Genomic DNA, 21,321 nt, shown 5'->3' with positions numbered 1-21,321 from the left:
GTATTCGTCAGCTGGTGGACTCGATGATGGTCCGGGGCGCGTAGTCGTCGACGTAGACCTGTCCGGTCAGCTCCTGGATCGAGGCCATCACCTGGTCGACCACCGAACGCATCACCGCCCGGTCGTGGGACTGCCCGGCGAACGCCCGGAAGTCCAGCGGCCGGCCGAAGCGCACGGTCGGCGAGTGCAGCTTGCCGAAGCGGCGGTTCTTCGGCGCGATCTTGTCCGTACCGATCACCCCGGTGGGCACGATCGGCACCCCGGTGGACAGGGCCAGCCGGGCGATCCCGGTCCGCCCCTTGTACAACCGGCCGTCCGGCGAACGGGTGCCCTCGGGGAAGATCCCGAACAGCTCACCACGCTGCAACACCTTGGCCCCGGCGATCAGCGCCGCCTCACTGGCCTTCCCCCCGGAACGGTCGATCGGCACCTGGCCGGTGCCGGAGAAGAAACCACGCTGGACGAATCCCTTCACCCCGGTCCCGGTGAAGTAGTCGGACTTGGCGACATAGGTGATCCGCCGCTTCAGCGCCAACGGCGTGAACAACCAGTCGGCCACCGACAGGTGATTGCTGGCGATGATCGCCGGTCCGGTCTCCGGGACGTTCTCCAGCCCCTCGATGGTGGGACGGAAGAGCGCCCGCACCATCGGGCTGAGGGTGGATTTGAGGATCCAGTAGGCCGCACTCCCCTTCCCGTCGGGGTCGATCGATGCCCCGGCCGGAACCAGGGCACCCGAACCGGAACCCTCGGCCGGCCGTGCCGCCTCGTCACCGTCCGCGGGGCGATCGGTCACGGCTTGCTCCCGTTCGCCGAGGCCGCAGTCGATGCCGCGCCTGCATCGATGGCGGGAAGGGAGTTCGCGGTCGGCAGCGGGGCCGGCGCGATGCCCGATCCCGGCCGGGTACGGACCCGCTCGTCGAGCTCGGCGGCGTCGTACTGGCCGGCCTTCACACTGCTGGCATAGACCTCGACGTAGGTCTGTCCGGTGAGCTCCTGGATCCTGGTCATGATCTCGTCGGTGACGTGACGCAGGACCCGCCGATCGGCGGGACGGTCGGCGAACTCGGAGAAGTCCAGCGGTTTGCCGAAGATCACGCCGGGTCGACGTACGTTCAGCAGGCCCAGTGCACCGAGCCGGTTGTTCTTCGGCGCCTCGGTGTTGCTGACCCCGACCGGGACCACGACGGCCCCGGTGGCCAGGGCGAGCCGGGCGACCCCGGTGCGCCCCTTGTAGAGGCGACCGTCGGGGGAACGGGTGCCCTCGGGAAAGATCGACAACGCACCGCCGCTGCGCAGCACCTCCTCCACCGCGTGCATCGCATCAGCGCTGGCGCGCCCACCGGTACGGTCCATCGGCACCATCCCGACCGCCCGCAGGAACCAGGCGACGATCCGCTGCCCGAGGCTTCGTCCGGTGAACATCTCCGCCTTCACCGGGAAGACCAGCTGCCGCGGGCACTGCAGCGGGATCAGGATGGTCTCGGCGATGCCGATGTGGTTGGCCGCCAGCAACACCCCACCATGTCGCGGGACGTTGTCCAGGCCCTCGGTCCACGGCCGCCAGAGAGTGCGCAGCACCGGGACGAAGAGCAGGTACTTGAAGAGCTTGTAGGCCACGATCGGCATGGTACCGGCAGCTCATCGACCCGGCTGGCTAGCATGCGGGATGTGAATGCCCTGTTGTCGCCGGAGTCGCCACTGTCCACCGAGACCGCGGCTCCCACCGGTGAGGACGAGCGCCCCGTCGGGGTGCTGTTGTGCCACGGTTTCACCGGGTCGCCGACCTCGATGCAGCCGTGGGCGGCGTATCTGCAGGCGGCGGGTTTCCGTACCTCCGTGCCGTTGTTGCCCGGGCACGGTACGCACTGGGCCGAGCTGAACCAGACCCCGTGGCGACGCTGGTACGCCCGGGTGGACGAAGAACTGACCCGGCTGCTCGGCGAATGCTCGACGGTCTTCGTCGCCGGGCTCTCGATGGGCGGGGCGCTGGCCCTGCGGCTGGCCGAACGGCGCGGACCGGAGATCGGCGGTGTGCTGCTGGTCAACCCCGCGGTACGGTCCTCGGATCTGCGACTGCTGGCCCTGCCGGTGCTGAAGCGGCTGCTGCCGTCACTGCCCGGGATCAGCAACGACATCGCCAAACCCGGCCAGGACGAGGGCGCCTACAACCGGCTGCCCTTGCGGGCCCTGGCCTCGATGCGCCGGATGTGGCGACTGGTCCGGGCCGATCTGCCGCTGGTCACCCAGCCGGTGCTGTTGTTCCGCTCCCGGACCGATCACGTGGTCGACCCCAGTTCGGCGCGGGTGATCATGCAGAAGATCTCCTCGGTGGAGGCCACCGAACGGGTACTGCACCGCAGTTGGCATGTGGCCACGCTGGACCATGACGCGGAGACGATCTTCGCCGAGTCGGTCGACTTCATCCGCCGACACGCCGGCTGATCCGGTAGGAGCCTCTGCCGACCGGTCACAGGCTCAGCCCGAGCAACTGGCGCAGGGTACGTCGCTGCGCCGTGCCGTCGAAGCCACGAGCAGCCTGCCGCGCCCGCTCCCCCGTCTCGGCCAGTTCACGCTCCCGGGGCCCCAGCACGGCCCGGGCGATCGCCGCACAGTCCCCGGCTGGCACCCGATAGCCACGATCCGAGCGCGGTCCGAGCAACTCGGTCGGGGCGCCGGAGTCGGTCACCACGACCGGCAGGCCGACGGCCTGTGCCTCGGCCACCACCAGGCCGAAACCCTCGTTGACCAGTCCTGCCAGCCGGGGCACCGAGGGGGCGATCAGCAACGCGTGCGCGGCCATCAGGCCCGGCATTGCCTCCGGTGCGACCGTACCGGTGAAGGTGATCGGCAGACCGCCCGCGGCCCGTTCCAGCGCCGGGCGTTCCGGACCGTCCCCGGCGATGGTCAACGGTGGGGCCGCGGGTCCCAGCTCGCGCCAGGCCTCGATCACCGTGTGCACCCCCTTCTGCCGTACCAGCCGGGCGACGACCAAGGTGCGCCGCTGCGCCTGCTCCGGTGCGGCCCGGACCTCGAAGAAGCCGGGGGCGACCGGAGGCGGCAGCCGCTGCAGGCGATCCCGGCCCCGATCACCGATCGCTGCGGCCAGCAGCCGGCCGGTGGCCTCGCTGATGTAGGTCAGGGCGTCGACCTGCCGGGCGATCACGCGCAAGCCGGTACGCAGCAACGGCAGCCGCGCCCAGGTCGCCTCGTGGCCGTGGCTGACCGCGACGATCCGCTCCACCCCGGCGGCGCGGAGGCGACCGGCCAGCAGACCCAACGGCGCCGCGGCGCTGATCACCGCGGTACGCAGGCCGTGGCGCTGGACCAGGCAGATCGCCTGCCGAGCGACGTCCCGGGTCGGCAGCAGCGCCGGTTGCCGACGCCGGCCACCGCCGGACAGGCGCGGCAGCCCGGGCGCCCGGACCACCGGGAACGGCAGGATCGCGTCGAAGGCCCGGTCACCGGCCTGCGGCGCGGTGAGTACCACGACCTGATCGTCCAGCCAGTCGCAGATGGCGCGGTTGAAGGTCTCGATCCCACCCACCCGGGGGCCGAAGTCGTTGGTCAGCAGCAGGGTGCCCCCGCCCGTTGCCCGCTCAGTCATCGGCCAGTTCCGCAGCGGCGGTGTCCACCCGGTCGGCCAGTTCGGATTCGGTCAGGCCGACCGCGGACAGCGCAGTGTCTCCCGGTTCGCCCTGGCTGATCCGTCGGTACACCTGCTCGGCATCGGGCTCGCCGATCACCCGCCAGGCCAGCAGCGCCCTGCCGTAGGCGGCTCCGGCCGCGGCCCCGGAGAAGTCGACATCGCCCGGCAGACCCGACAGCGAGGACGCCTCGGCGGTGCGCAGGGTCTGTGCCAGCGACCGGTCCATCTCGGTACGGGCCTGTGGCCACTGGAGTTGGGCGACGAATTCGGCGTAACCCTCCTCGGCCCACAGCGGCGCCCCGGTGTGTGGCGAGTCGGTGGCGACATGGACTGCTTCGTGGGAGATCAACACACCCCTGCCGAGCGCGGACAGTTGCCGGGTCTGACCGGGGTTGACCACGATCTGCAGCCCGTCGTCGGTCGGTAGGGTCACCGCCGCCACCTGATCCCGGCCGGTGAACTGCGCGAACAGGTCGCTGTTGGCGGCGACCGTGATCAACATCGGACCGTCGGTATCGGGGATCTCGGCTGCGGCGGCCAGCCACGGGCCGGGATCGTCGGCGGCCAGCACCGCCACCTGCCCGTCGGTGGCTGCGACGACCGGTTGCCGCACCCACAGCGGAGCGGTCCAGGCACCGTCGTCGGGCGCGGGCCCGAGGAGCAGCAGTTCGCTACCGGCACCGGTCACCAGCCACCACAGCGGTGTGGTCCGTTCGCCCTGCCAGCCGGGAACGGTCCAGGTCACGGTCATCTCGACCGTTGCGGATCCGGCAGCAACCGATCGTTGACGACCGGTGGGCTCGATCGCGCTGACCTGCAGCATCGTCAGGTTGTCGAACAACCGGGTGTTGTCGACCGCCTGTCCCGACTGCGGATCCAGCCACTGTTGCCAGGCTGCCGGATCGTCGGCCCGGACCGCTTCCCGCAGTCCCTCGGCCAGCGGTTGCGGGTCGACCCGCAGCCGGCTCGGGTCCGGCGTCTGCGGTGTGCAGCCGAGAGCGAGCAACGAAAAGGCGAGCATCGCGACGATGACGCTCGTCGCGATGCCCGCCTTCGCAGGTCTGATGCCCGTCAGAGGACCCGGGTCGCCCCGGCGAAGGGCATGGAGTCGACCGAGGCGTAACCCACCGGCTTGCCCGGGCGGGAGGCGTGGATGATCTGCCCGTTGCCGACGTAGAGCGCCACGTGGCTGATCGGCGAGTAGTAGAAGACCAGGTCACCGGGCTGCAGCTCGCTGCGGCTCACCCGCGTACCCACATTGGCCTGATCCCGCGACACCCGCGGCAGGCTGACGCCGGCGGCCTTGTAGGCGTAGCTGGTCAGGCCGGAGCAGTCGAAGGAATTCGGGCCGGTGGCGGCGTAGACATAGGGCTTGCCCTGCTGCGCCTTGGCGGTGGCCAGCACCTTGCCCACCCGGTCGCTGTCCGGAACACCGGCTGCCGGGTCACTGTCGGACTCCGAGGAACCGGAGCTCGCCGAGTCCGCATCGCTGTCGGAGTCGGACTCCGAGGTCTCCGCGTCGGAGGAGTCGTCACTGACGGCGGCGGCTGCGGCTGCCTCCTCCTCCTGCTGGCGCTCCTCCTCGGCGATCCGCTGACGCTCCTCCTCGGTGAGTCGCTCCAGCACGGCCTCGGCCTCGGCGACCTTGGCCTTGGACTCCTCCTGGGCCTCCTTCGCCTTCTTCTCCTGCTCGGCGATGGTGGCGACGTCGGCTTCGGACTCCCGGCGCATCGAGGCCAGATCGGCCTCGGAGGCCTGGAAGTCCTGCAGCACGCCGTTCTGGCTGTCCGTGATGTGCTGGATGGTCGAGAAGCGGCTGACGAAGTTGTCGCTGTCGGCGCTGAAGACCACCCGGGTGCTCGGGTCGATCACCCGGTCCTGGTACTGGGCCAGGGCGACCTGTCGGAGCTGGACCGTCAGCTCGTCGATCTTCTCCTGCTGCTCGGCCTCGTCGTCCTCGCGGGCGGCCAGTGCCTGCTTGGCCTTCTCCAACTCCTCCTCGGCGGCCAGCGCGTCCTGATCGAGTGCCGCAGCCTCCTGCTGCAGTTGGTCGACCTTCTCCTTGGCGGCCTCCAGTTCGTCGGGGTCGGCCAATGCGCCGGGAGCGGCGACGACACCGCCGATGACCAGCCCGACCGTGGCGGCAAAGGTCCCGACGAGGGTCCGCGAACGCTGAACGAAGGTCTGACGTGCCGTCAGGTCAGAGCGTGATGCCACGCGGAGTCCTTCCAATCGATCCGGCCGGCTTCCTGAGAATCGGCGCCGTGAAGCTGAGTTTTCACCGAACCGATCGCGGGGAAGGAGGGGCGAAGGTCGCGGTACGGCATGAACAATAGCTGCCAGAACGAGCCTGGCAAACCTGAAACCGCGCTTTTCCCCAGAGAAACGTCCCCTGAATCTCAGGTTTCGCTCAGGAAGTGCGATGTCGGACCCAATGCCTAGCGTGCATCCCGTGAGCAGTTCGGCACTCCAGCCCAGCTTCGACGATCTCGGGACCCCGCTGTCGGAGGCGACCTTCTGTGTCGTCGACCTGGAGACCACCGGTTCGGGTGCCGACGCCGAGATCACCGAGATCGGCGCGGTCCGGGTCCGTGCCGGGCAGGTCACCGGGGAGTTCCAGACCCTCGTCCGGCCCACCTCGCCGATCCCGGGTCTGATCACCGTGCTGACCGGGATCACCAATCGGATGACCGCCGAGGCCCCGGGGCTGGACAGCGCGCTCCCTTCCTTCCTGCAGTTCGCCGCCGGGACCGTCCTGGTCGCCCACAACGCCCCCTTCGACACCGGTTTCCTCCGCCGCGCCTGTGCCGCCCTGGACCATCCCTGGCCGGGCTGGACGGTGCTCGACACCGCAGCCCTGGCCCGCCAGATCCTGATCCGGGAGGAGGTCGGCAACTGCCGCCTGTCCTCCCTGGCGCGTCACTTCGGTTCCACCATCACCCCCGACCACCGTGCGCTGACCGACGCCCGGGCGACCGTCGACGTCCTGCACGGACTGTTCGAGCGGGTCGGCAATCTGGGTGTGTCCACGGTCGAGGACCTGCTCGAGTTCAGCCGCAAGGTCACCCCACAGCGCCGCGCTCGGCGACGGCTGGCCGACGGCGTACCGGAGGCACCCGGGGTCTACCGTTTCGTCCGCGAGCGCGAGGACGGCAGCGACGAGGTGCTCTACGTCGGCACCTCGGTCAATCTTCGGCGACGTGTGCGCAGCTACTTCACCGCCTCGGAGAAGCGCCGGCGGATCGACGAGATGGTGCGCCTGTCGACCGCGGTCCGGACCACCGTGTGCTGCAGTGCCCTGGAGGCCGCGGTGACCGAGCTCCGGCTGATCCACGCCTACGCCCCGGCCTACAACCGGCGGTCCAAACATCCCCGACGACAGACCTGGCTGAAACTCACCGTCGAGCCCTTCCCCCGGCTGTCGGTGGTCGCCGCGGTACGCGAGGACGGCGCCGACTACGTCGGTCCGTTCGGCAATCGGGAAGCCGCCCGGGAGGCCGCCTGCTCGCTCTACGACGCCTTCGGCATCCGTCGCTGCACTCCTCGGTTGTCGACCCGTCGGCCCTCGACCCCCTGTGCGCTGGCTGAGATGGGACGGTGCAGTTCTCCGTGTGACCACACGATCGATGTCGAGCAGTACCGCAGACTCATCGACCGGGTCCGTGACTGTCTGCGTCACGACCTGGGGCCGGTGACGGAGGCGGCCAATGTCCGCTTGCGCCGACTGATCACCGAGGCCCGGTTCGAGGAGGCACGGACGGTCCGGGATCGTTACGACTCGTTGCGCCGGGCGCTGCTGCGGGTCCATCGCAGCAGTGCCCTGGCGCGATGCCGCGAGGTGGTCGCCGCGCAGCCCTCGGAACAGGGGTGGCAGTTGCATGTGATCCGGTACGGCCGGCTGGCCGCCGCCGCACGTACCGAGCGGGGCGAGGATCCACTGACCGCGGCCGTGGCACTGCAGGCGAGCGCTGCCACGGTGCCACCACCGCTGCTGCCGCTGAGCGGTGGCGCGGTGGCCGAGTCCGAACTGGTCTCGGACTGGCTGGAGCAGCCCGGGGTACGGCTGATCGAACTGAGCGATGACTGGTGCCTGCCGGCCGGGATCAATCGCCGGCTGGCCGTCGCGCTGCCGAGCTCGGACCCGGGATCGGGCGGGGGCGACGAGGAATCGCAGTCCGGTGATCCGGCGCCTTGATCCGGCAGCGGCCGGGCGATCGGGCAGACCATCGGTGCTCTAGGGTGAGGCCATGATCACTGCGATCGTCTTCGTCCACGCCGATGTCGCGAGGATTCCCGAGGTTGCCCAGGAGATCGCTGCCCTCGACGGGGTCAGCGAGGTCTATTCGGTGACCGGTCGGATCGACCTGATCGCGATGATCCGGGTACGCCGCCACGAGGAGATCTCGGCCGTCGTCGCGGACAGGCTGAACAAGGTCGACGGGGTGCTCGACACCGAGACCCACATCGCCTTCCGGGCCTACTCCAGTCACGACCTGGAGTCGGCCTTCTCGATCGGCGACTGATGAGCCGGATCTCCACCCGGGCACTGATGGTCCTCACCGGCATCTGCCTCGGGCTGGCCCTGCTGACCTGTGTCGTGCTGTGGCTGTTCAGCCAGGACCAGCCGATGAGCTATGTCAGCGTGATTTCGGGCTGACCGGCCAATCCCTGCGCATCACTCGCGTGCGGGCGTCGCGACTGCGGGGAAACGTGCATCGAGCCGCGACCGGTGACCATCTGCGTACCTGTCCGCGGGCTCGCTGACAGGTACCTGCTCGCTTCAGGGCAGCAGCACCCCGGCCGCCGTCACCGCGGCCAGCCCGACCGTCACCCCTGCCAGCAACAACCACTGGTTGCGGTCCCGGGCCGCACCGGCACCCTTGGCCCAGCCGAGCGCGATACCGCCGAGGAAACCACCGATCACCCCGCCCAACAGCCCGAAGAGCTGGACGAACGATCCGGCCAGACCACCGAAGACCAGGTTCATCACCGCGAACAACGCGAACAGGATCAGATCCGGTCGGACATCCATGCCCTGGCGGTACTTCAAGGTGGCATTCGCGGCCAGCAGGCCGAAGATGGCCGCGGTCGCGCCGATGCTGGCGGCTCCGGCACCACCGAGGACGGCGATCGCCGCCGCGCCACCGAGCGCGGACAGGAAGTAGAGGACGGCGGTGCGCAGATTGCCGACGATGTCCTCCAGCGTGCCGCCGATCAACAGGATCATCAGCACGTTGATCAGCATCGACAGCACCGAGCCCGGGACCAGCACCCAGGTGAGGGCGCGCCAGAGTTGTCCCTGCGCGGCCAGACCGTTGGACCAGGCCAACAGTTGGGTCAGCATGCCGCCGGTCAACAGGTCGAGGATCCCGACCACGACCACCAGCGCCGACAAGATGGTCGGCGCCCCCAGCCCCAGCCGGATGCCGAACCCGCCCGCGCTCGGGCCGACGCTGCGGCCGCGGGGCCGTTTCGGCTGGCGTACCCCGGCCTCGGCCGCACCGATGCAGTCCGGGCACTGGAACCCGACCGAGGCCGGGCGCATGCACTCCCCGCAGATGGGACGGCGGCAACGCTGGCAGGTGATACCGGTCGTCCGGTCGGAGTGGCGGTAGCACGGGACGAACCGGGCATCGTCGGAGGGCCCGTGGTCAGGATCGGGCACAGGGCTGGGGCCGGGGTACGACATGGGATCCGATCAGTTGTTGATGATCAGTCGTTGATCTCGACCGACTCGATGACCACCGGGTCCTTCGGGCGGTCCATGGCACCGGTCGGCACTGCGGCGATCTTGTCCACGACCTCCTGCGAGGCAGGGTCGGTGACCTCACCGAAGATGGTGTGGCGACGGTTCAGGTGCGGGGTCGGGCCGACGGTGATGAAGAACTGCGAGCCGTTGGTGTTCGGACCGCGGTTGGCCATCGCCAGCAGGTACGGCCGGTCGAAGGACAGATCGGGATGGAACTCGTCGGCGAACTCGTATCCCGGTCCACCGGTGCCGTTGCCCAGCGGGTCACCGCCCTGGATCATGAAACCGCTGATGATCCGGTGGAACACCGTCCCGTCGTAGAAGTTCTCCTTGGTCAGTACCCCGGTGTCAGGGTGGCTGAACTCCTTCAACCCGGTGGCGAGCTCGGTGAAGTTCTTCACCGTCTTCGGCGCCAGGTTGTCGAACAGGTCGATGACGATGTCGCCGTGATTGGTGTGCAGAGTCGCTGTGGACACACTTCCCCTTCGTTGTTCGGTGGCTTCCCGCCCGCTGGGCTCGGCCCTGGTCGGTCAGCCGGATCGCCCACCATCTTGTCACGCCGCCCCGAGCGCCACGACCTGCGCCGACCGGCAGTCATCGCCCCGAGCGCTTCGATCCCGCGGTGGGCACGATACGGTTGAAGTGGTCCGCCTCAACCGAGGCCGACCGAACCCATCGGAGGAATCGATGAGCAAGAGCAAGAAAAAAGCCGCCGCAGAGATCACTCACACGGCCGCCAAGGCGGGCGAGGACGCGCTGAACAAGATCAGCCCGTACGTCGAGTCCGCTCGGGATGCGATCGCGCCGAAGCTCGATGAGGCGATCGAGCGGATCACGCCGGCCGTGGAGGCGGCCCGCGACCGTTTCGAGAAGGATGTGCTGCCGCGGATCAACGAGGCACTCAAGGAGGCCGCCGAGCACCCGGCCGCCGAGGAGGCGCGCAAGCGCGGCCTGGCCGCTGCCGCGGCCCTGCGCGGTGAGCTCTCGGTGCCGGAGCCGACCAAGAAGAAGCGCAAGATCTTCCTCCCGTTGCTGCTGATCGGACTGACCGCCGGTATCGGCTACCTGCTGTGGAAGCGCCTGGCCGGTGACTCCGACGAGTGGGAGACCTACGGCACCACCTCGTGGAATCCGAGCAATGACTTCACCGTCAAGGAGGAGAGCACCTCGCAGAGCTTCTCTGAGCCGGTCGACGTCCCCGAGGCCGGCGAGTCCGCCAGTGCCGCCGAGACCACCGATGTGGACGCTCCCGCGGTCGACCAGCCGGTCGCCGAGGGTGAGGCCGCCAACTACGGTCCCGGCAGCTATGTCGGCGACGAGCCGCCGGTGGGTTACACGATCAAGGGCAATGCCCGCTCGATGAAGTACCACACCACCAGCTCCAATGGGTACGAGCGGACCATCGCCGATGTCTGGTTCGCCGACGAGGCCTCCGCCGAGGCCGCCGGATTCACCCGCGCCCAGCGCTGAGAATCCCCGAACCCGGACCCGGGTCGAGCCCACGCGGCTCGGCCCGGGTCTTTTCTGCTCCCTCCCCCGATGCGCGCGTCGGCTCTTCAGTCCCGGTGCCCTGCTTCCGGCTGCCCTCTCCCCGAATGCCGCGGGGCGCAGTGGGACCCTAGCTCTGGTCGTGACCACAGCGTTATCAAAAGTTGGCGGCGCCAACCGGTCCCACTAGTGTCAACCGGAACGTCGACATGGACGCGCCGGATAGAGTTACGTGGCACCGGACAGACCATCGTCCGAAAACCATCGCAACCCCCTGCCCGGTGCGGCGCCCGGCCCCGACGGCCGGACGATGGGGGAACACAGTGGCCAAGGTCCGAGCAGACTCCGTCTACAAGGTATTCGGACGCAAGGAGGCCGAGGCGGTACGCCGTCTGCGCGCCGGAGCGACCAGGGACGAGATCGCCGGCCTGGGCACGGCCGCGGTGATCGATGCGACCTTCGAGGTCGCAGCCGGCGAGATCTTCGTCGTGATGGGTCTGTCCGGTTCGGGCAAGTCGACCCTGATCCGGATGCTGAACGGCTTGTGGAAGCCCAGCGCCGGCACGGTGGAGATCGACGGCACCGACATCTCGGCGATCAGCCCGGCGCAACTGCGGGAGGTCCGCCGGGACAAGATCTCGATGGTCTTCCAGCATTTCGCCCTGCTCCCCCACCGGACGGTACGCGAGAACGCCGCGGAGGCCCTGGCCATCCGTAACGTACCGACCGCCGAACGCAACGAACGTGCCGATCACTGGTTGCAGGTCGTCGGTCTGGGCGGATGGGGCGACAAGTATCCCCGGCAGCTCTCCGGCGGTATGCAGCAGCGGGTCGGCCTCGCCCGGGCGCTGGCCGCGGAGACCGACATCATGTTGATGGACGAGGCCTTCTCCGCCCTCGACCCGCTGATCCGCCGGGACATGCAGGACCAGTTGCTGGAGCTGCAGCGCGACCTGAACAAGACGATTGTCTTCATCACCCACGACCTCAACGAGGCGATGTACCTGGGCGATCGGATCGCGGTGATGCGCGATGGACGGATCGTCCAGATCGGCTCGGCCGAGGAGATCATGACCGATCCGGCCAACGACTACGTGGCGCGGTTCATCGCTGATGTGGACCGTACCCGGGTGTTCACGGCCTCCTCGATCATGGAGAAGCCGCGGACGATCGTCAGCCTGAAGGACGGACCGCGGGTGGCGGTGAAGGCGATCAAGGACACCAATGCCTCCACTGCACTGGTGGTCGATGACCGGCGCCGACTGGTCGGGCAGGTGAGCGATGCCGCCATGGTGCAGGCCGCCAAAGAAGGACAGACCGACCTGCGTGCACACCTGACCGCCGTCGATGTTCCGACCGTCGCCCCGTACACCCCGTTGTCGGAGCTCTTCGGTCCCGCGACCGAGTCGGTCACCCCGTTGTGTGTGGTCGGAGACGACGGTGAGCTGCTGGGAGTGGTACCGCGGATGGCGTTGCTGGCCTCGATGGTGCACCAGAACACCGACACTTCGGCCGAACCCCGACCCGACGCCGACGCGTGGCCGAGCGCCGACGCTGCCCCCGGCAGCCACGGACCGGTCGATCCACCACCGACCGCGCCGGCTGACACCGAAGAGGCCGACACCGAAGAGAAGGGGGTCTGAGCCATGGACTTCATGAATCCCCGGATCCCCCTGGGCGATTGGGTCAGCGACTTCATCGACTGGTTCAACCGGATCGCCGCACCACTGCTGGACGGGATCGACGCCTTCTTCAGCGGTTTCTACGATCTGCTCTACCTGCTCCTGTCCAGCCCGCTCTACCTGATCATGATCGTGATCTTCGCCGCGCTGGCCTGGCTCGCGGCCGGCTGGCGGGTGGCGCTGTTCACCGTGCTCGGTTTCTACCTGATCCGCGCGCTGGACCAGTGGAACAACGCGATGTCCACCCTGGCCCTGGTGCTCGTCGCCTGCGTGGTGGCGATCGCGATCGCGGTCCCGCTGGGCATCCTGGCAGCCAAGGTACGACCGGTCTCGGCGATCGTCCGCCCGGTCCTCGACTTCATGCAGTCGATGCCGGCCCTGGCCTATCTGGTCCCGGCGATCGTCATGTTCGGCGTCGGTACCACCCCGGGCGCGATCGCCACCATCATCTTCGCCCTGCCCCCCGGTGTCCGGCTGACCGAACTCGCGATCCGCCAGGTCGACGGCGAGGTGGTCGAGGCCGGACAGGCCTTCGGCGCCACTCCCGGGCGGATCCTCACCCGGATCCAGTTGCCGCTGGCGATGCCGACGATCATGGCCGGCATCAACCAGGTGATCATGCTCGCCCTGTCCATGGTGGTGCTGGCCGGTATGGCCGGCGCCGGCGGGCTGGGTGGTCAGGTCACCGGTGCGATCTCCCGGGTCAACGTCGGACTCGGCGTGGAAGCCGGGCTGGCCGTGGTGATCATCGCCGTCTTCCTGGACCGGATCACCGGGGGCCTGGGCAACCGCACCCCGACCGCCCGCGCCCAACGCGCAAGCCGGTGAGATCCCCCGAGAACTCCCCCCGCAAGGACAGTGGACACCGAAGTGAAAGTGAGAGCGAAGTGACGAAGATCGAGATCTCCAAACTGGCCGGGGCGCTGGGAGCCTCCGCCCTGTTGTTGACGGTGGCAGGGTGTGGCGCCTCCAACACCGGTGGTGAACCGGTCGGCGGCGGGGCCACCGAGGAGGCCGCCGAGTCGCCGTGGGCGAACTGCACCCCGGGTGCGGAGTCCGCCGACATCACCAGCACGGCGCCCGATGCCGACAGCGAAATCACCATCGGCACCTTCAACGGCTGGGACGAGTCGGTGGCCGTGGCCCACCTGGCGAAGGCAGTGCTCGAGGAGGACGGCTACACCGTCAACATCGAGGCCTTCGACGCCGGGCCCGGTTACGTGGCGCTGGACGCCGGCGACATCGACCTGCTGGTCGATTCGTGGCTGCCGCTCACCCACGAGGACTACCTGGAGCAGTACGGCGACAACCTGGAGGCCATGGGCTGCTGGTACGACAACGCCAAACTGACCATCGCGGTCAACGATGACTCCCCCGCCCAGTCGATCGCCGATCTGGCCGAGATGGGCGATGAGTACGGCAACCGGCTGGTCGGCATCGAGCCCGGTGCCGGCCTGACCCGGATCACCAAGGAGGAGGCCATCCCGACCTACGGCCTGGAGGGTTATGAGTTCATCGAGTCCTCGACCCCGGCGATGCTGGCGGAGCTGAAGAGCGCCACCGACTCCGGTGAGAACATCGCGGTCACCCTGTGGCGTCCGCACTGGGCCTACGGCAGCTTCCCGATCCGTGACCTGGAGGATCCCGAGGGTGCGATGGGCGATGCCGAGCTGATCTACAACTTCGGCACCTCCGGCTTCGGCGAGGCCCACCCGAAGGCCGCCCAGCTGATGAAGAACCTGGTGCTGGACGACGAGCGGCTGTCGGACCTGGAGAGCGTCATGTTCGCCGAGGATCAGTACAACGGCGAGGATCCCGACGGTGCGGTTGCCGAGTGGCTGGCCGACAACCCCGACTTCGTCGAGGAGTGGCAGACCGGTCAGCTGGCCGGCTGACCCGAGCTGATCGCCGAACGGCCCGGTGGAGCCTGCTGCTCCACCGGGCCGTTCTGCGTCCGGGCCCGGTCGCGTGGCCCCCAGGTGTTGTCCGGGTGGCCTGCGGTGTCTCCGGCAGCCACCACTTGTTGTCCGCTGTGGCGATGGTGTCGCCCGGCTGCCTCCGGGAGCCGACCGGGCGCCTGCATCGGGGTGCACTTCTCGCACCGACACCGAGGAGTGACCATGACCCGTACGACGACCGCCACCGACCACGCCGGGGAGCAGTATGCCGAGCAACATGAGTACGAGTGGGTGCTCGCCGCGCCGTTCCGCGCCCACCTGCGGGAGCTGATCGACGACGGCGGACTGCCGTGGCAGGCGGTGGCCGTCGCCTGCGGGATTCCGCTGCGGATGACCCACACCTTGCTGTTCGGACGCCACGGACGAACCCTGCCGAAGCTGCCACCGCGGATCGCCCGGCAGTTGCTTCGGGTCTCCCCCCGCGACCTGCGCAGTCTCGATCGCCGCCCGGGCAACCCCGAACTCGCCGCCCAGGCGGCGGCCGTCCTGCACCGCCGGGGGATGTCGGTGGCCGAGATCGCCTTGCTCTCGCGGTCGGACCGGGCGACGATCCAGGACCTGCTGCAGGGGGCGGCCATCGGCTGGTTCGACGCCCGTACCGAACTGCTGCTGCGCGCCGCCTGTGCCCAGCGCGGTGAGCGGTGGGCCGAACCGGTCGATCCCTGGCGCCCGGAGACCGACCTGGAGCTGCGGGCCGCCTGAGCCCGCCGCATACGATCAGCTCATGTCGAGCGCGGCGATCCTGGCGGCCGGTCTGGCCGTGGTCTGCGGACTCGGTGTCCGGCTGATCCTGCCGCGGCTGGCCGAGCCCGCCGTCACCGGCCCGGACGCACCGGCGAAGGCACCCTATGCGCAGCTTGCCGATCCGCCGATGGTGATCGTCTGCACCGTGCTCGGCGCACTCGGCGGTTACGCGCTCGGTCACTTCCTGCCGCCGGCACTGTGGCCGGCGTGGATGGCCTGGTTGAGCCTGGGGCTGTTGCTCGTGGCGATCGACGCCCGCACCACCTGGCTACCGCTGAGCCTCACCCGGGTGCTGTGGGCGCTCACTGCCGCGTCGGTACCCCTGGTCGGTGTGCTCGACGGCTGGCAGACCGCTGTCCGGATGCTGCTGGCTGCACTGGCGGTCGGGGCGTTCTTCGGCCTTTTCTGGTGGCTGCGCCCCGCAGCACTCGGGTTCGGTGACGTCCGGCTGGCGCCGGTACTCGGTGCGGTCTGCGGGACGATCTCGGTCACCGCGGTCTTCACCGGGTTGCTGATCGGCACCGGACTCGGGGCCGTCTTCGGCCTCGGCCGGCACCTGTTGCATCGACGAGGAGAGTTTGCCTACGGGCCGGTCCTGTGGGCGGGTTCGGTGGCGCTGATCCCCTTGTTCCCACTGTTCGGCTGAGTTCCCGCTGTTCGGCTGAGTTCCCGCTGCTCGGCTGAGTTCCCGCTGCTCGGCTGAACGACCGAGCCGCCCGACCCCAATGGATCGGACGGCTCGGCGGATCAGGCCTTGTCCCAAGGCTCGGACGGCGATCATCAGTGGCGGTCGCTGGACTCCAGCTCGTTGTGGTCCCCACCCTCGACGCCATGATCATCATGGTCGCCGTGATCACCGTGGTGATGGGCTTCCTCGATCTCCTCCGCGGTCGGCTTCGGCACGTTGTCGGCGTAGTACCAGCGGCTGACCAGGGCGCGGCGCTTGGAGACGACCCCCTTCTTGCCCTTGAGTTCGCGTGCATCACCGTTGGTGGCAGCCACCGGGTGCTCCTCGTCGGAACCGGTGAGCAGGTACGCCTCGTCCTCACTGATCGGCACATGGGCCTCGTGGTACTCACCCGAGGGCGAACGCTCCATCAAGCCCGACTCACTGCCGTGCAGCACCCGCTCGACATTGCGCCGCTGGATGCCCAGGCAGATCCGCTTGGTGACGATGAAGGCCACGACCGGGCCGACGAAGATCAACACCCGGAACAGCTCGGTGAGGAAGTTCAGGCTCAGGTTGAACATGATCGCCAGGATGTCGTTGCCGCCGGCCATCCAGAGGATGCCGTAGGCGGTCATCCCGGCGACGCCGAAGGCGGTCCGGTTGGGCGCCTGCCACGGGTACTGCAGGACGTTGTGGTCGCGCTTGTCGCCGGTCACCCACTGCTCGACGAACGGGTACACACCCAGCACGACGAAGAGGATGCCCAACCCGCCGACACCGGGGATCAGCACATTCCACGACCAGGTGGCAGGGGGCAGGAAGCCCCAACCGGCGAAGTGCGTCTCCCAGCCGGGCATGATCCGCAAGGCACCCTCGGCGAAGCCCATGTACCAGTCCGGCTGCGAACCGGCGGTCACCTCGGCCGGGTTGTACGGGCCGTAGGTCCACAGCGGGTTGATCTGCAGGAACGCACCCATCAGCGCGGTGACGCCGAAGACGATGAAGAAGAAGCCACCGGCCTTGGCGGCGTAGACCGGGAAGACCGGGTAGCCGACGACGTTGCGCTCGGTCCGTCCCGGACCGGGGAACTGGGTGTGCTTGTGGTACACGACCAGCGCCAGGTGGGCCGCGATCAGACCGAGGATGATTCCCGGCACCAGCAGGATGTGGGCCATGTAGAAGCGGGTGATGATGATGTCACCGGGATACTCCCCGCCGAAGATCAGCACCTCGACCCAGGTACCGACGATCGGTACCGAGCGCATCAGGCCGTCGGCGATCCGCAGGCCGGTACCCGAGAGCAGGTCGTCGGGCAGCGAGTAACCGGCGAAGCCTTCGACGATGCCCAGCATCAGCAGCGCCAGGCCGATCAGCCAGTTCACCTCACGCGGCTTGCGGAAGGCGCCGGTGAAGAAGATCCGCAGCATGTGCGCGGTCATCGCGCCGATGAACAGCATCGCTGCCCAGTGGTGCATCTGCCGCATCAGCAGGCCACCGCGGATGTCGAAGCTGATGTCCAGGGTGGAGGCATAGGCCTCGGACATGTGCAGCCCGCGGTAGAACTGGTAGGAACCGTCGTAGATGACCTCACCCATGGTCGGTTTGAACCACAAGGTGAGGAAGACACCGGTCAGCAGCAGGATGATGAAGCTGTACAAGGCGATCTCGCCCAGCAGGAACGACCAGTGGTCGGGGAAGATCTTGCGGACGAAGCTCTTGCCCAGTTTCGCCGCTCCCAGACGCTGATCGACCCAGTTCGCGATCCCGGCGGCCGGGGCCAGCGGGTGCGGCTTGCCGGCAGTCGCGGCCGGAGCCGCGTCGGTGGCAGTGCCGGTGGTGGTGGTCGGCTCGGCCATCAGTTCTCACCCACCTGTTCGCTCAGTTCTTCCACCGACCGGGGACGGGTCAGGTCAGTGCTCGAGTCGCGCTCGAAGTAGCTCGGGCCGGGGGCCAGCGGGTTGCCGAGGTCGTCGACGAACCCGGATCGGGCGACCAGGTAACCCTCGGCGTCGACGGTGATCGGCAGCTGCGGCAGTGCCCGGGAGGCCGGGCCGAAGACGACCACACCCGAGTTGCCCAGGTCGAAGGTCGACTGGTGGCAGGGGCACAGCAGATGGTGGGTCTGCTGCTCCCACAGGCTGATCGGGCAACCCACATGGGTGCAGATCTTGGAGTAGCAGAGGATGCCGTTGACGTGCCAGTCCTGACGGGTCGCCGGAATGGTGATCTGGTTCGGGTTCATCCGGACGATGATGATCGCCGACTTCGACTTCTCGACCAGCGTGTCGTGACCGTCGAGCTCTTGCAGCGTCTCCGGCTCGGCGTTCACCAACTGACCGATGGTCAGGTCGGCGGCACGGATCGGGGTGAAGGTCACATCGTTGACCAACCGCACTCCGGGAGCCCAGATGGTCTTCATGTAGTGCTCGTCGAGCCACTTGCCGGTCGGCCAGGGACCGAGGTCACCGAGGGAGATGATCAGCGGCAGGCCGAGGGCACCGACACCGACGCCCATACTGCCCAGGATCACCTTCCGGCGTCCGACATTGGCCTGCTCGATGCCCTTGTCGACCTTGGCCATGAACTCGGCGCGCTCGTCCTCCGACGACGCGGCCGCATGCCGTTCCTCGGCCTCCTCGTGATCGCCCATGATCTCGCGACCCCACTGGACCGCTCCGACGCCGATGGCCAGCAGCGCCAGGCCCAGGGTCAGTCCGAGGAAGACGTTCTGCGCCGGGTACTTCTGGGTGTCGGAGACGACGATCTGGTAGTCCACCGGGATGGCGAAGTAGACCACCACGTAGGCGATGGCGAACAGCGGGGCCAGCAGGAACAGCCCGGCCACCATGCGGGTGTACCGCTTGGCCGCCGCCTCGTTGACATCGCTGTAGCGAGGAGCCTCGGCCTCCAGACCCGGATCCGGGATCGGCTTGCTGACGACGGCCGTCGAGCCCTCCTCGACCCGGCCCTCGACGACGGGCTCGTCGTGATCGTTGTGCTCGCTCACTTGGCGCGCGCCCCCTTCGATGTGATCCACACCGCGAACAGGCAGAGACCGCCGATGCCGACGACCCAGGCCCAGAATCCTTCGGTGACCGGGCCGAGACCGCCAAGGGTCAGGCCGCCACCCGGCTGTTGGTGCAACTCCTCCAGATAGGCGATGACCGAGCGTGCGTCCTCATCGCTGATCACTTCCTTGGAGAAGACCGGCATCTCCTGCGGACCGGTACGCATGGCCTCGTAGATGTGCTTGGGGTCGACATCCTTCAGCGTCGGAGCTTCCTTGCCGTTCGGCATGGCGCCGCCGGAGCCCTCGAAGTTGTGACAGGCCGAGCAGTTGGTACGGAAGAGCTCACCGCCGCGAGCGATCTGTTCCTCGCTCAAGCCCTCGGTGGTGTACTGCTCCTCCTCCGGGATCGCCGGGCCGGGACCGAGGCTGTCCACGTAGGCGGCCAGCTGGTCGATCTGCTCCTGGGTGTACTGGACCTGCTTGCGCGGGGCCTGGATGCCCTGCTGCGCCATCGGCATCCGGCCAGTGCCGACCTGGAAGTCGACCGCGGCGCCACCGACACCCACCAGCGACGGGCCCTGCGTACCGCCCTCACCGTTCATCCCGTGACAGGACGAGCAGCCGACCGCGTACAGGTTCTTGCCTTCCTCGATCATCTGCGAGTTGCCGGTGTCGGCCGAGCTCTGGGTGCTCGGCGCCACCACGGCGTAAAGCCCACCGACCAGGAAGAGCGCTACCAACAGCAGCAGCGGCTTCGCTGCCGGATGCCGTCGGCGAGAGGACAAGAACTTCACGAGAATCCCTTCGATCAGGCGCTCAGTAGATGAACAGGGGCAGGATGTAGATGACCGAGAACAGCGCCACCCAGACGACGTCGACGAAGTGCCAGTAGTAGGACACGCACTCGGTGGAGACGTACTGCTCATGGGTGAAGGTCTGCGCCATGTAGGTCCGGCCGAGGACGAACATCATGGCGATGATCCCGCCGAGCACGTGAATGCCGTGGAAGCCGGTGGCCAGGTAGAAGACCGAACCGTAGGCGTTGGTGTAGATCGCCAACCCCTCGGAGAACAAGGTCGCGTACTCATAGACCTGGCCGCCGATGAAGACCGACCCCATGACGATGGTCAGCACCCACCACTCGCGCATCCCCCAGGAGCCGATGTTGACCAGGCTGCCGACCCGCGAGACCTGTCGCCGGTGGGCGGCGAAGACCGCCATCTGGCAGGTGAAGGAGCTGGCCACCAGGATCGTCGTGTTCACCACCGAGAACGGCAGGTTCTGCAGTGAGTGACCCCACTCGAACAGCGGCATGGCACCGGTTGCGGCAGCCTGCGCGTCGGTGACGTTCTGGATCGTGAAGTAGGCCGCGAAGAGCCCGGCGAAGAACATCAGGTCGGATGCGAGCCAGACCATGACGCCGATCGGGGCCATGTCGGGTCGCCCCTTCACCCCGTTCAACCGGGCCGGGTTGATCCGATGCAGTGCACCTGAGGGCAGCCCGCCCCCTGCTGTCGCCTCAACTGAAGTCGCCACGGGGACATTATTGCCATAGATCGCACCGCTGGCATCTTCGGGTGGCCGATGTCTGCGTACCCATCGCCACCACAGCCCGCAATGGCGCGGCCACCGTTACCGAACCGTGTCCTACGGCTTGTCGGAGTGTCCTGCGCCGGGGCCTTCGGATCGGTCCGCCGGCACTCCTCCGAGCGCCGCCGGCAGCAGGTCGGTCACCGGCTGTCGAACCGATCGGAGCGGGCCTCGGACGCCTCCACCGGGCCGATCGCCGCGACGGCCGGTCGCGGTAGAGTTCGTCTCAGCGCCGCACCCGAATCCGCGTCCTGACGCGACCGGGACCGGCCCTGCGGGCAGATCGTGACATCGCGGTCTGCACACTCAGCACAACGACGGCCGCCCGTACCGAGTTCCGGGTGGCACAGAAGGAGATGACATGAGCGAGTCGGCATCGGTCGGCCCCGCGGTCGTCCTGGTCTACTCCGATGACCGCTCCGTCCGTGACCGGCTCCGGTTGGCGATGGGTCGCCGGGTGGCCTCCGATCTGCCCGAGATCACCGTGATCGACACCGCCACCCAGCCGGCTGTGCTGAGCGCCCTGGACGCCGGGGGCATCGACCTGGCGATCTTCGACGGCGAGGCCAGCCCGGCCGGCGGTCTCGGGCTGTGCCGCCAGGTGAAGGACGAAGTGGCCGACTGTCCACCGGTGCTGGTGGTCGTCGGCCGGCGGCAGGACGCCTGGCTCGCCTCCTGGTCGCGTGCCGACGAGGTCGCCGCCCACCCGATCGATCCGGTGAGCTTTCCCGAATTGGTCGCCCGGCAGTTGCGGGCGCACCTCGACCGGACCCCCGCCTGA

21 protein-coding genes and 2 pseudogenes are annotated in these 21,321 nt (G+C 68.4%); 12 read left to right on the top strand and 11 right to left on the bottom strand.

Translation table 11 applies throughout. The features are described from left to right. Nucleotides 1-7: 7 nt before the first annotated feature. Together CLV29_RS01800 and CLV29_RS01795 are read right to left on the bottom strand one after the other, a co-directional pair. Nucleotides 8-796 (bottom strand): lysophospholipid acyltransferase family protein, encoded by a 789-nt coding sequence (locus CLV29_RS01800; RefSeq protein WP_243831667.1) that lies wholly within the window; start codon nt 794-796, stop codon nt 8-10. Continuing rightward, a complete protein-coding gene (locus tag CLV29_RS01795; protein ID WP_208292715.1) occupies nt 793-1,620 on the bottom strand; it encodes a lysophospholipid acyltransferase family protein in 828 nt (275 codons plus the stop codon). Before CLV29_RS01795 ends, CLV29_RS01800 begins: the two co-directional genes overlap by 4 nt. A 51-nt stretch (nt 1,621-1,671) precedes the next feature. Here CLV29_RS01795 and CLV29_RS01790 point away from each other — a divergent pair, with 51 nt between their 5' ends. Next, nucleotides 1,672-2,445, top strand: coding sequence for an alpha/beta hydrolase (locus CLV29_RS01790; protein WP_243831666.1), 774 nt, complete (start codon nt 1,672-1,674; stop codon nt 2,443-2,445). A gap of 25 nt (nt 2,446-2,470) precedes the next feature. Here the strand turns inward: CLV29_RS01790 and CLV29_RS01785 are convergent, their stop codons facing one another. The 3 genes from CLV29_RS01785 to CLV29_RS16365 are packed head-to-tail and all read right to left on the bottom strand — an operon-like array spanning nt 2,471 to nt 5,866. Continuing rightward, the gene (locus CLV29_RS01785; RefSeq protein ID WP_133753368.1) at nt 2,471-3,607 is read right to left on the bottom strand and encodes a glycosyltransferase family 4 protein; all 1,137 of its coding nucleotides are present in this window, start codon (nt 3,605-3,607) and stop codon (nt 2,471-2,473) included. Next, the gene (locus tag CLV29_RS01780) at nt 3,600-4,670 is read right to left on the bottom strand and encodes a hypothetical protein (RefSeq protein WP_133753367.1); all 1,071 of its coding nucleotides are present in this window, start codon (nt 4,668-4,670) and stop codon (nt 3,600-3,602) included. The genes CLV29_RS01785 and CLV29_RS01780 overlap by 8 nt, the downstream gene beginning before the upstream one ends. A gap of 50 nt (nt 4,671-4,720) precedes the next feature. Further along, a complete protein-coding gene (locus CLV29_RS16365) occupies nt 4,721-5,866 on the bottom strand; it encodes a C40 family peptidase (RefSeq protein WP_208292714.1) in 1,146 nt (381 codons plus the stop codon). Nucleotides 5,867-6,101: 235 nt separating this feature from the next. Here CLV29_RS16365 and CLV29_RS01770 point away from each other — a divergent pair, with 235 nt between their 5' ends. From CLV29_RS01770 to CLV29_RS16930, 3 genes are read left to right on the top strand one after another with little or no spacing between them, the layout of a single operon-like run. After that, on the top strand, nt 6,102-7,844 hold the full coding sequence (locus CLV29_RS01770) for a DEDD exonuclease domain-containing protein (RefSeq protein WP_243831665.1): 1,743 nt from the start codon (nt 6,102-6,104) through the stop codon (nt 7,842-7,844). Nucleotides 7,845-7,896: 52 nt separating this feature from the next. Beyond that, nucleotides 7,897-8,172, top strand: a complete 276-nt coding sequence (locus CLV29_RS01765; RefSeq protein ID WP_133753365.1) for an Lrp/AsnC family transcriptional regulator — start codon at nt 7,897-7,899, stop codon at nt 8,170-8,172. Continuing rightward, a complete protein-coding gene (locus tag CLV29_RS16930; RefSeq protein WP_279586442.1) occupies nt 8,172-8,306 on the top strand; it encodes a hypothetical protein in 135 nt (44 codons plus the stop codon). Before CLV29_RS01765 ends, CLV29_RS16930 begins: the two co-directional genes overlap by 1 nt. A gap of 123 nt (nt 8,307-8,429) precedes the next feature. Here the strand turns inward: CLV29_RS16930 and CLV29_RS01760 are convergent, their stop codons facing one another. After that, complete coding sequence (locus CLV29_RS01760) at nt 8,430-9,194, bottom strand: rhomboid family intramembrane serine protease (RefSeq protein ID WP_166649096.1); 765 nt, start codon at nt 9,192-9,194, stop codon at nt 8,430-8,432. Between the two features lie 167 nt (nt 9,195-9,361). Next, a complete protein-coding gene (locus CLV29_RS01755; RefSeq protein WP_133753363.1) occupies nt 9,362-9,874 on the bottom strand; it encodes a peptidylprolyl isomerase in 513 nt (170 codons plus the stop codon). 211 nt (nt 9,875-10,085) lie between these two features. Here CLV29_RS01755 and CLV29_RS17165 point away from each other — a divergent pair. From CLV29_RS17165 to CLV29_RS01725, 7 genes and pseudogenes are all read left to right on the top strand, one after another. Continuing rightward, a pseudogene (locus tag CLV29_RS17165) lies at nt 10,086-10,403 on the top strand (DUF5324 family protein); the annotation flags it as partial. Nucleotides 10,404-10,694: 291 nt separating this feature from the next. Further along, nucleotides 10,695-10,868, top strand: a pseudogene (locus tag CLV29_RS17160) (sunset domain-containing protein); the annotation flags it as partial. Nucleotides 10,869-11,209: 341 nt separating this feature from the next. After that, entirely contained in the window at nt 11,210-12,529 is a 1,320-nt protein-coding gene (locus CLV29_RS01745) for a quaternary amine ABC transporter ATP-binding protein (protein WP_243831664.1), read from the top strand. A gap of 3 nt (nt 12,530-12,532) precedes the next feature. After that, nucleotides 12,533-13,396, top strand: a complete 864-nt coding sequence (locus CLV29_RS01740) for an ABC transporter permease (protein ID WP_133753360.1) — start codon at nt 12,533-12,535, stop codon at nt 13,394-13,396. 59 nt (nt 13,397-13,455) lie between these two features. After that, on the top strand, nt 13,456-14,463 hold the full coding sequence (locus tag CLV29_RS01735) for a glycine betaine ABC transporter substrate-binding protein (protein ID WP_133753359.1): 1,008 nt from the start codon (nt 13,456-13,458) through the stop codon (nt 14,461-14,463). A gap of 225 nt (nt 14,464-14,688) precedes the next feature. Further along, nucleotides 14,689-15,228 (top strand): hypothetical protein, encoded by a 540-nt coding sequence (locus CLV29_RS01730; protein WP_133753358.1) that lies wholly within the window; start codon nt 14,689-14,691, stop codon nt 15,226-15,228. Nucleotides 15,229-15,250: 22 nt separating this feature from the next. Continuing rightward, entirely contained in the window at nt 15,251-15,916 is a 666-nt protein-coding gene (locus CLV29_RS01725; protein ID WP_133753357.1) for a prepilin peptidase, read from the top strand. Between the two features lie 134 nt (nt 15,917-16,050). Here the strand turns inward: CLV29_RS01725 and qcrB are convergent, their stop codons facing one another. From qcrB to ctaE, 4 genes are read right to left on the bottom strand one after another with little or no spacing between them, the layout of a single operon-like run. Continuing rightward, nucleotides 16,051-17,796 (bottom strand): cytochrome bc1 complex cytochrome b subunit, encoded by a 1,746-nt coding sequence (gene qcrB, locus CLV29_RS01720; protein WP_133753356.1) that lies wholly within the window; start codon nt 17,794-17,796, stop codon nt 16,051-16,053. After that, the gene (gene qcrA, locus CLV29_RS01715; protein ID WP_424991522.1) at nt 17,796-18,947 is read right to left on the bottom strand and encodes a cytochrome bc1 complex Rieske iron-sulfur subunit; all 1,152 of its coding nucleotides are present in this window, start codon (nt 18,945-18,947) and stop codon (nt 17,796-17,798) included. The genes qcrB and qcrA overlap by 1 nt, the downstream gene beginning before the upstream one ends. Then, nucleotides 18,944-19,744, bottom strand: a complete 801-nt coding sequence (qcrC, locus tag CLV29_RS01710) for a cytochrome bc1 complex diheme cytochrome c subunit (RefSeq protein WP_133753354.1) — start codon at nt 19,742-19,744, stop codon at nt 18,944-18,946. The genes qcrA and qcrC overlap by 4 nt, the downstream gene beginning before the upstream one ends. Before the next feature lie 22 nt (nt 19,745-19,766). Beyond that, the gene (gene ctaE / locus CLV29_RS01705) at nt 19,767-20,486 is read right to left on the bottom strand and encodes an aa3-type cytochrome oxidase subunit III (RefSeq protein WP_481819212.1); all 720 of its coding nucleotides are present in this window, start codon (nt 20,484-20,486) and stop codon (nt 19,767-19,769) included. 415 nt (nt 20,487-20,901) lie between these two features. Here ctaE and CLV29_RS01700 point away from each other — a divergent pair, with 415 nt between their 5' ends. Continuing rightward, nucleotides 20,902-21,321: a response regulator transcription factor gene (locus CLV29_RS01700; protein ID WP_133753353.1), complete on the top strand. Its 420-nt coding sequence runs from the start codon at nt 20,902-20,904 to the stop codon at nt 21,319-21,321.

It is taken from the genome of Naumannella halotolerans (assembly GCF_004364645.1).
Lineage (GTDB): Bacteria > Actinomycetota > Actinomycetes > Propionibacteriales > Propionibacteriaceae > Naumannella > Naumannella halotolerans.
The sequence above is the reverse complement of the archived record's forward strand: the minus strand, read 5'-3'. Positions and strand labels throughout refer to the sequence as shown.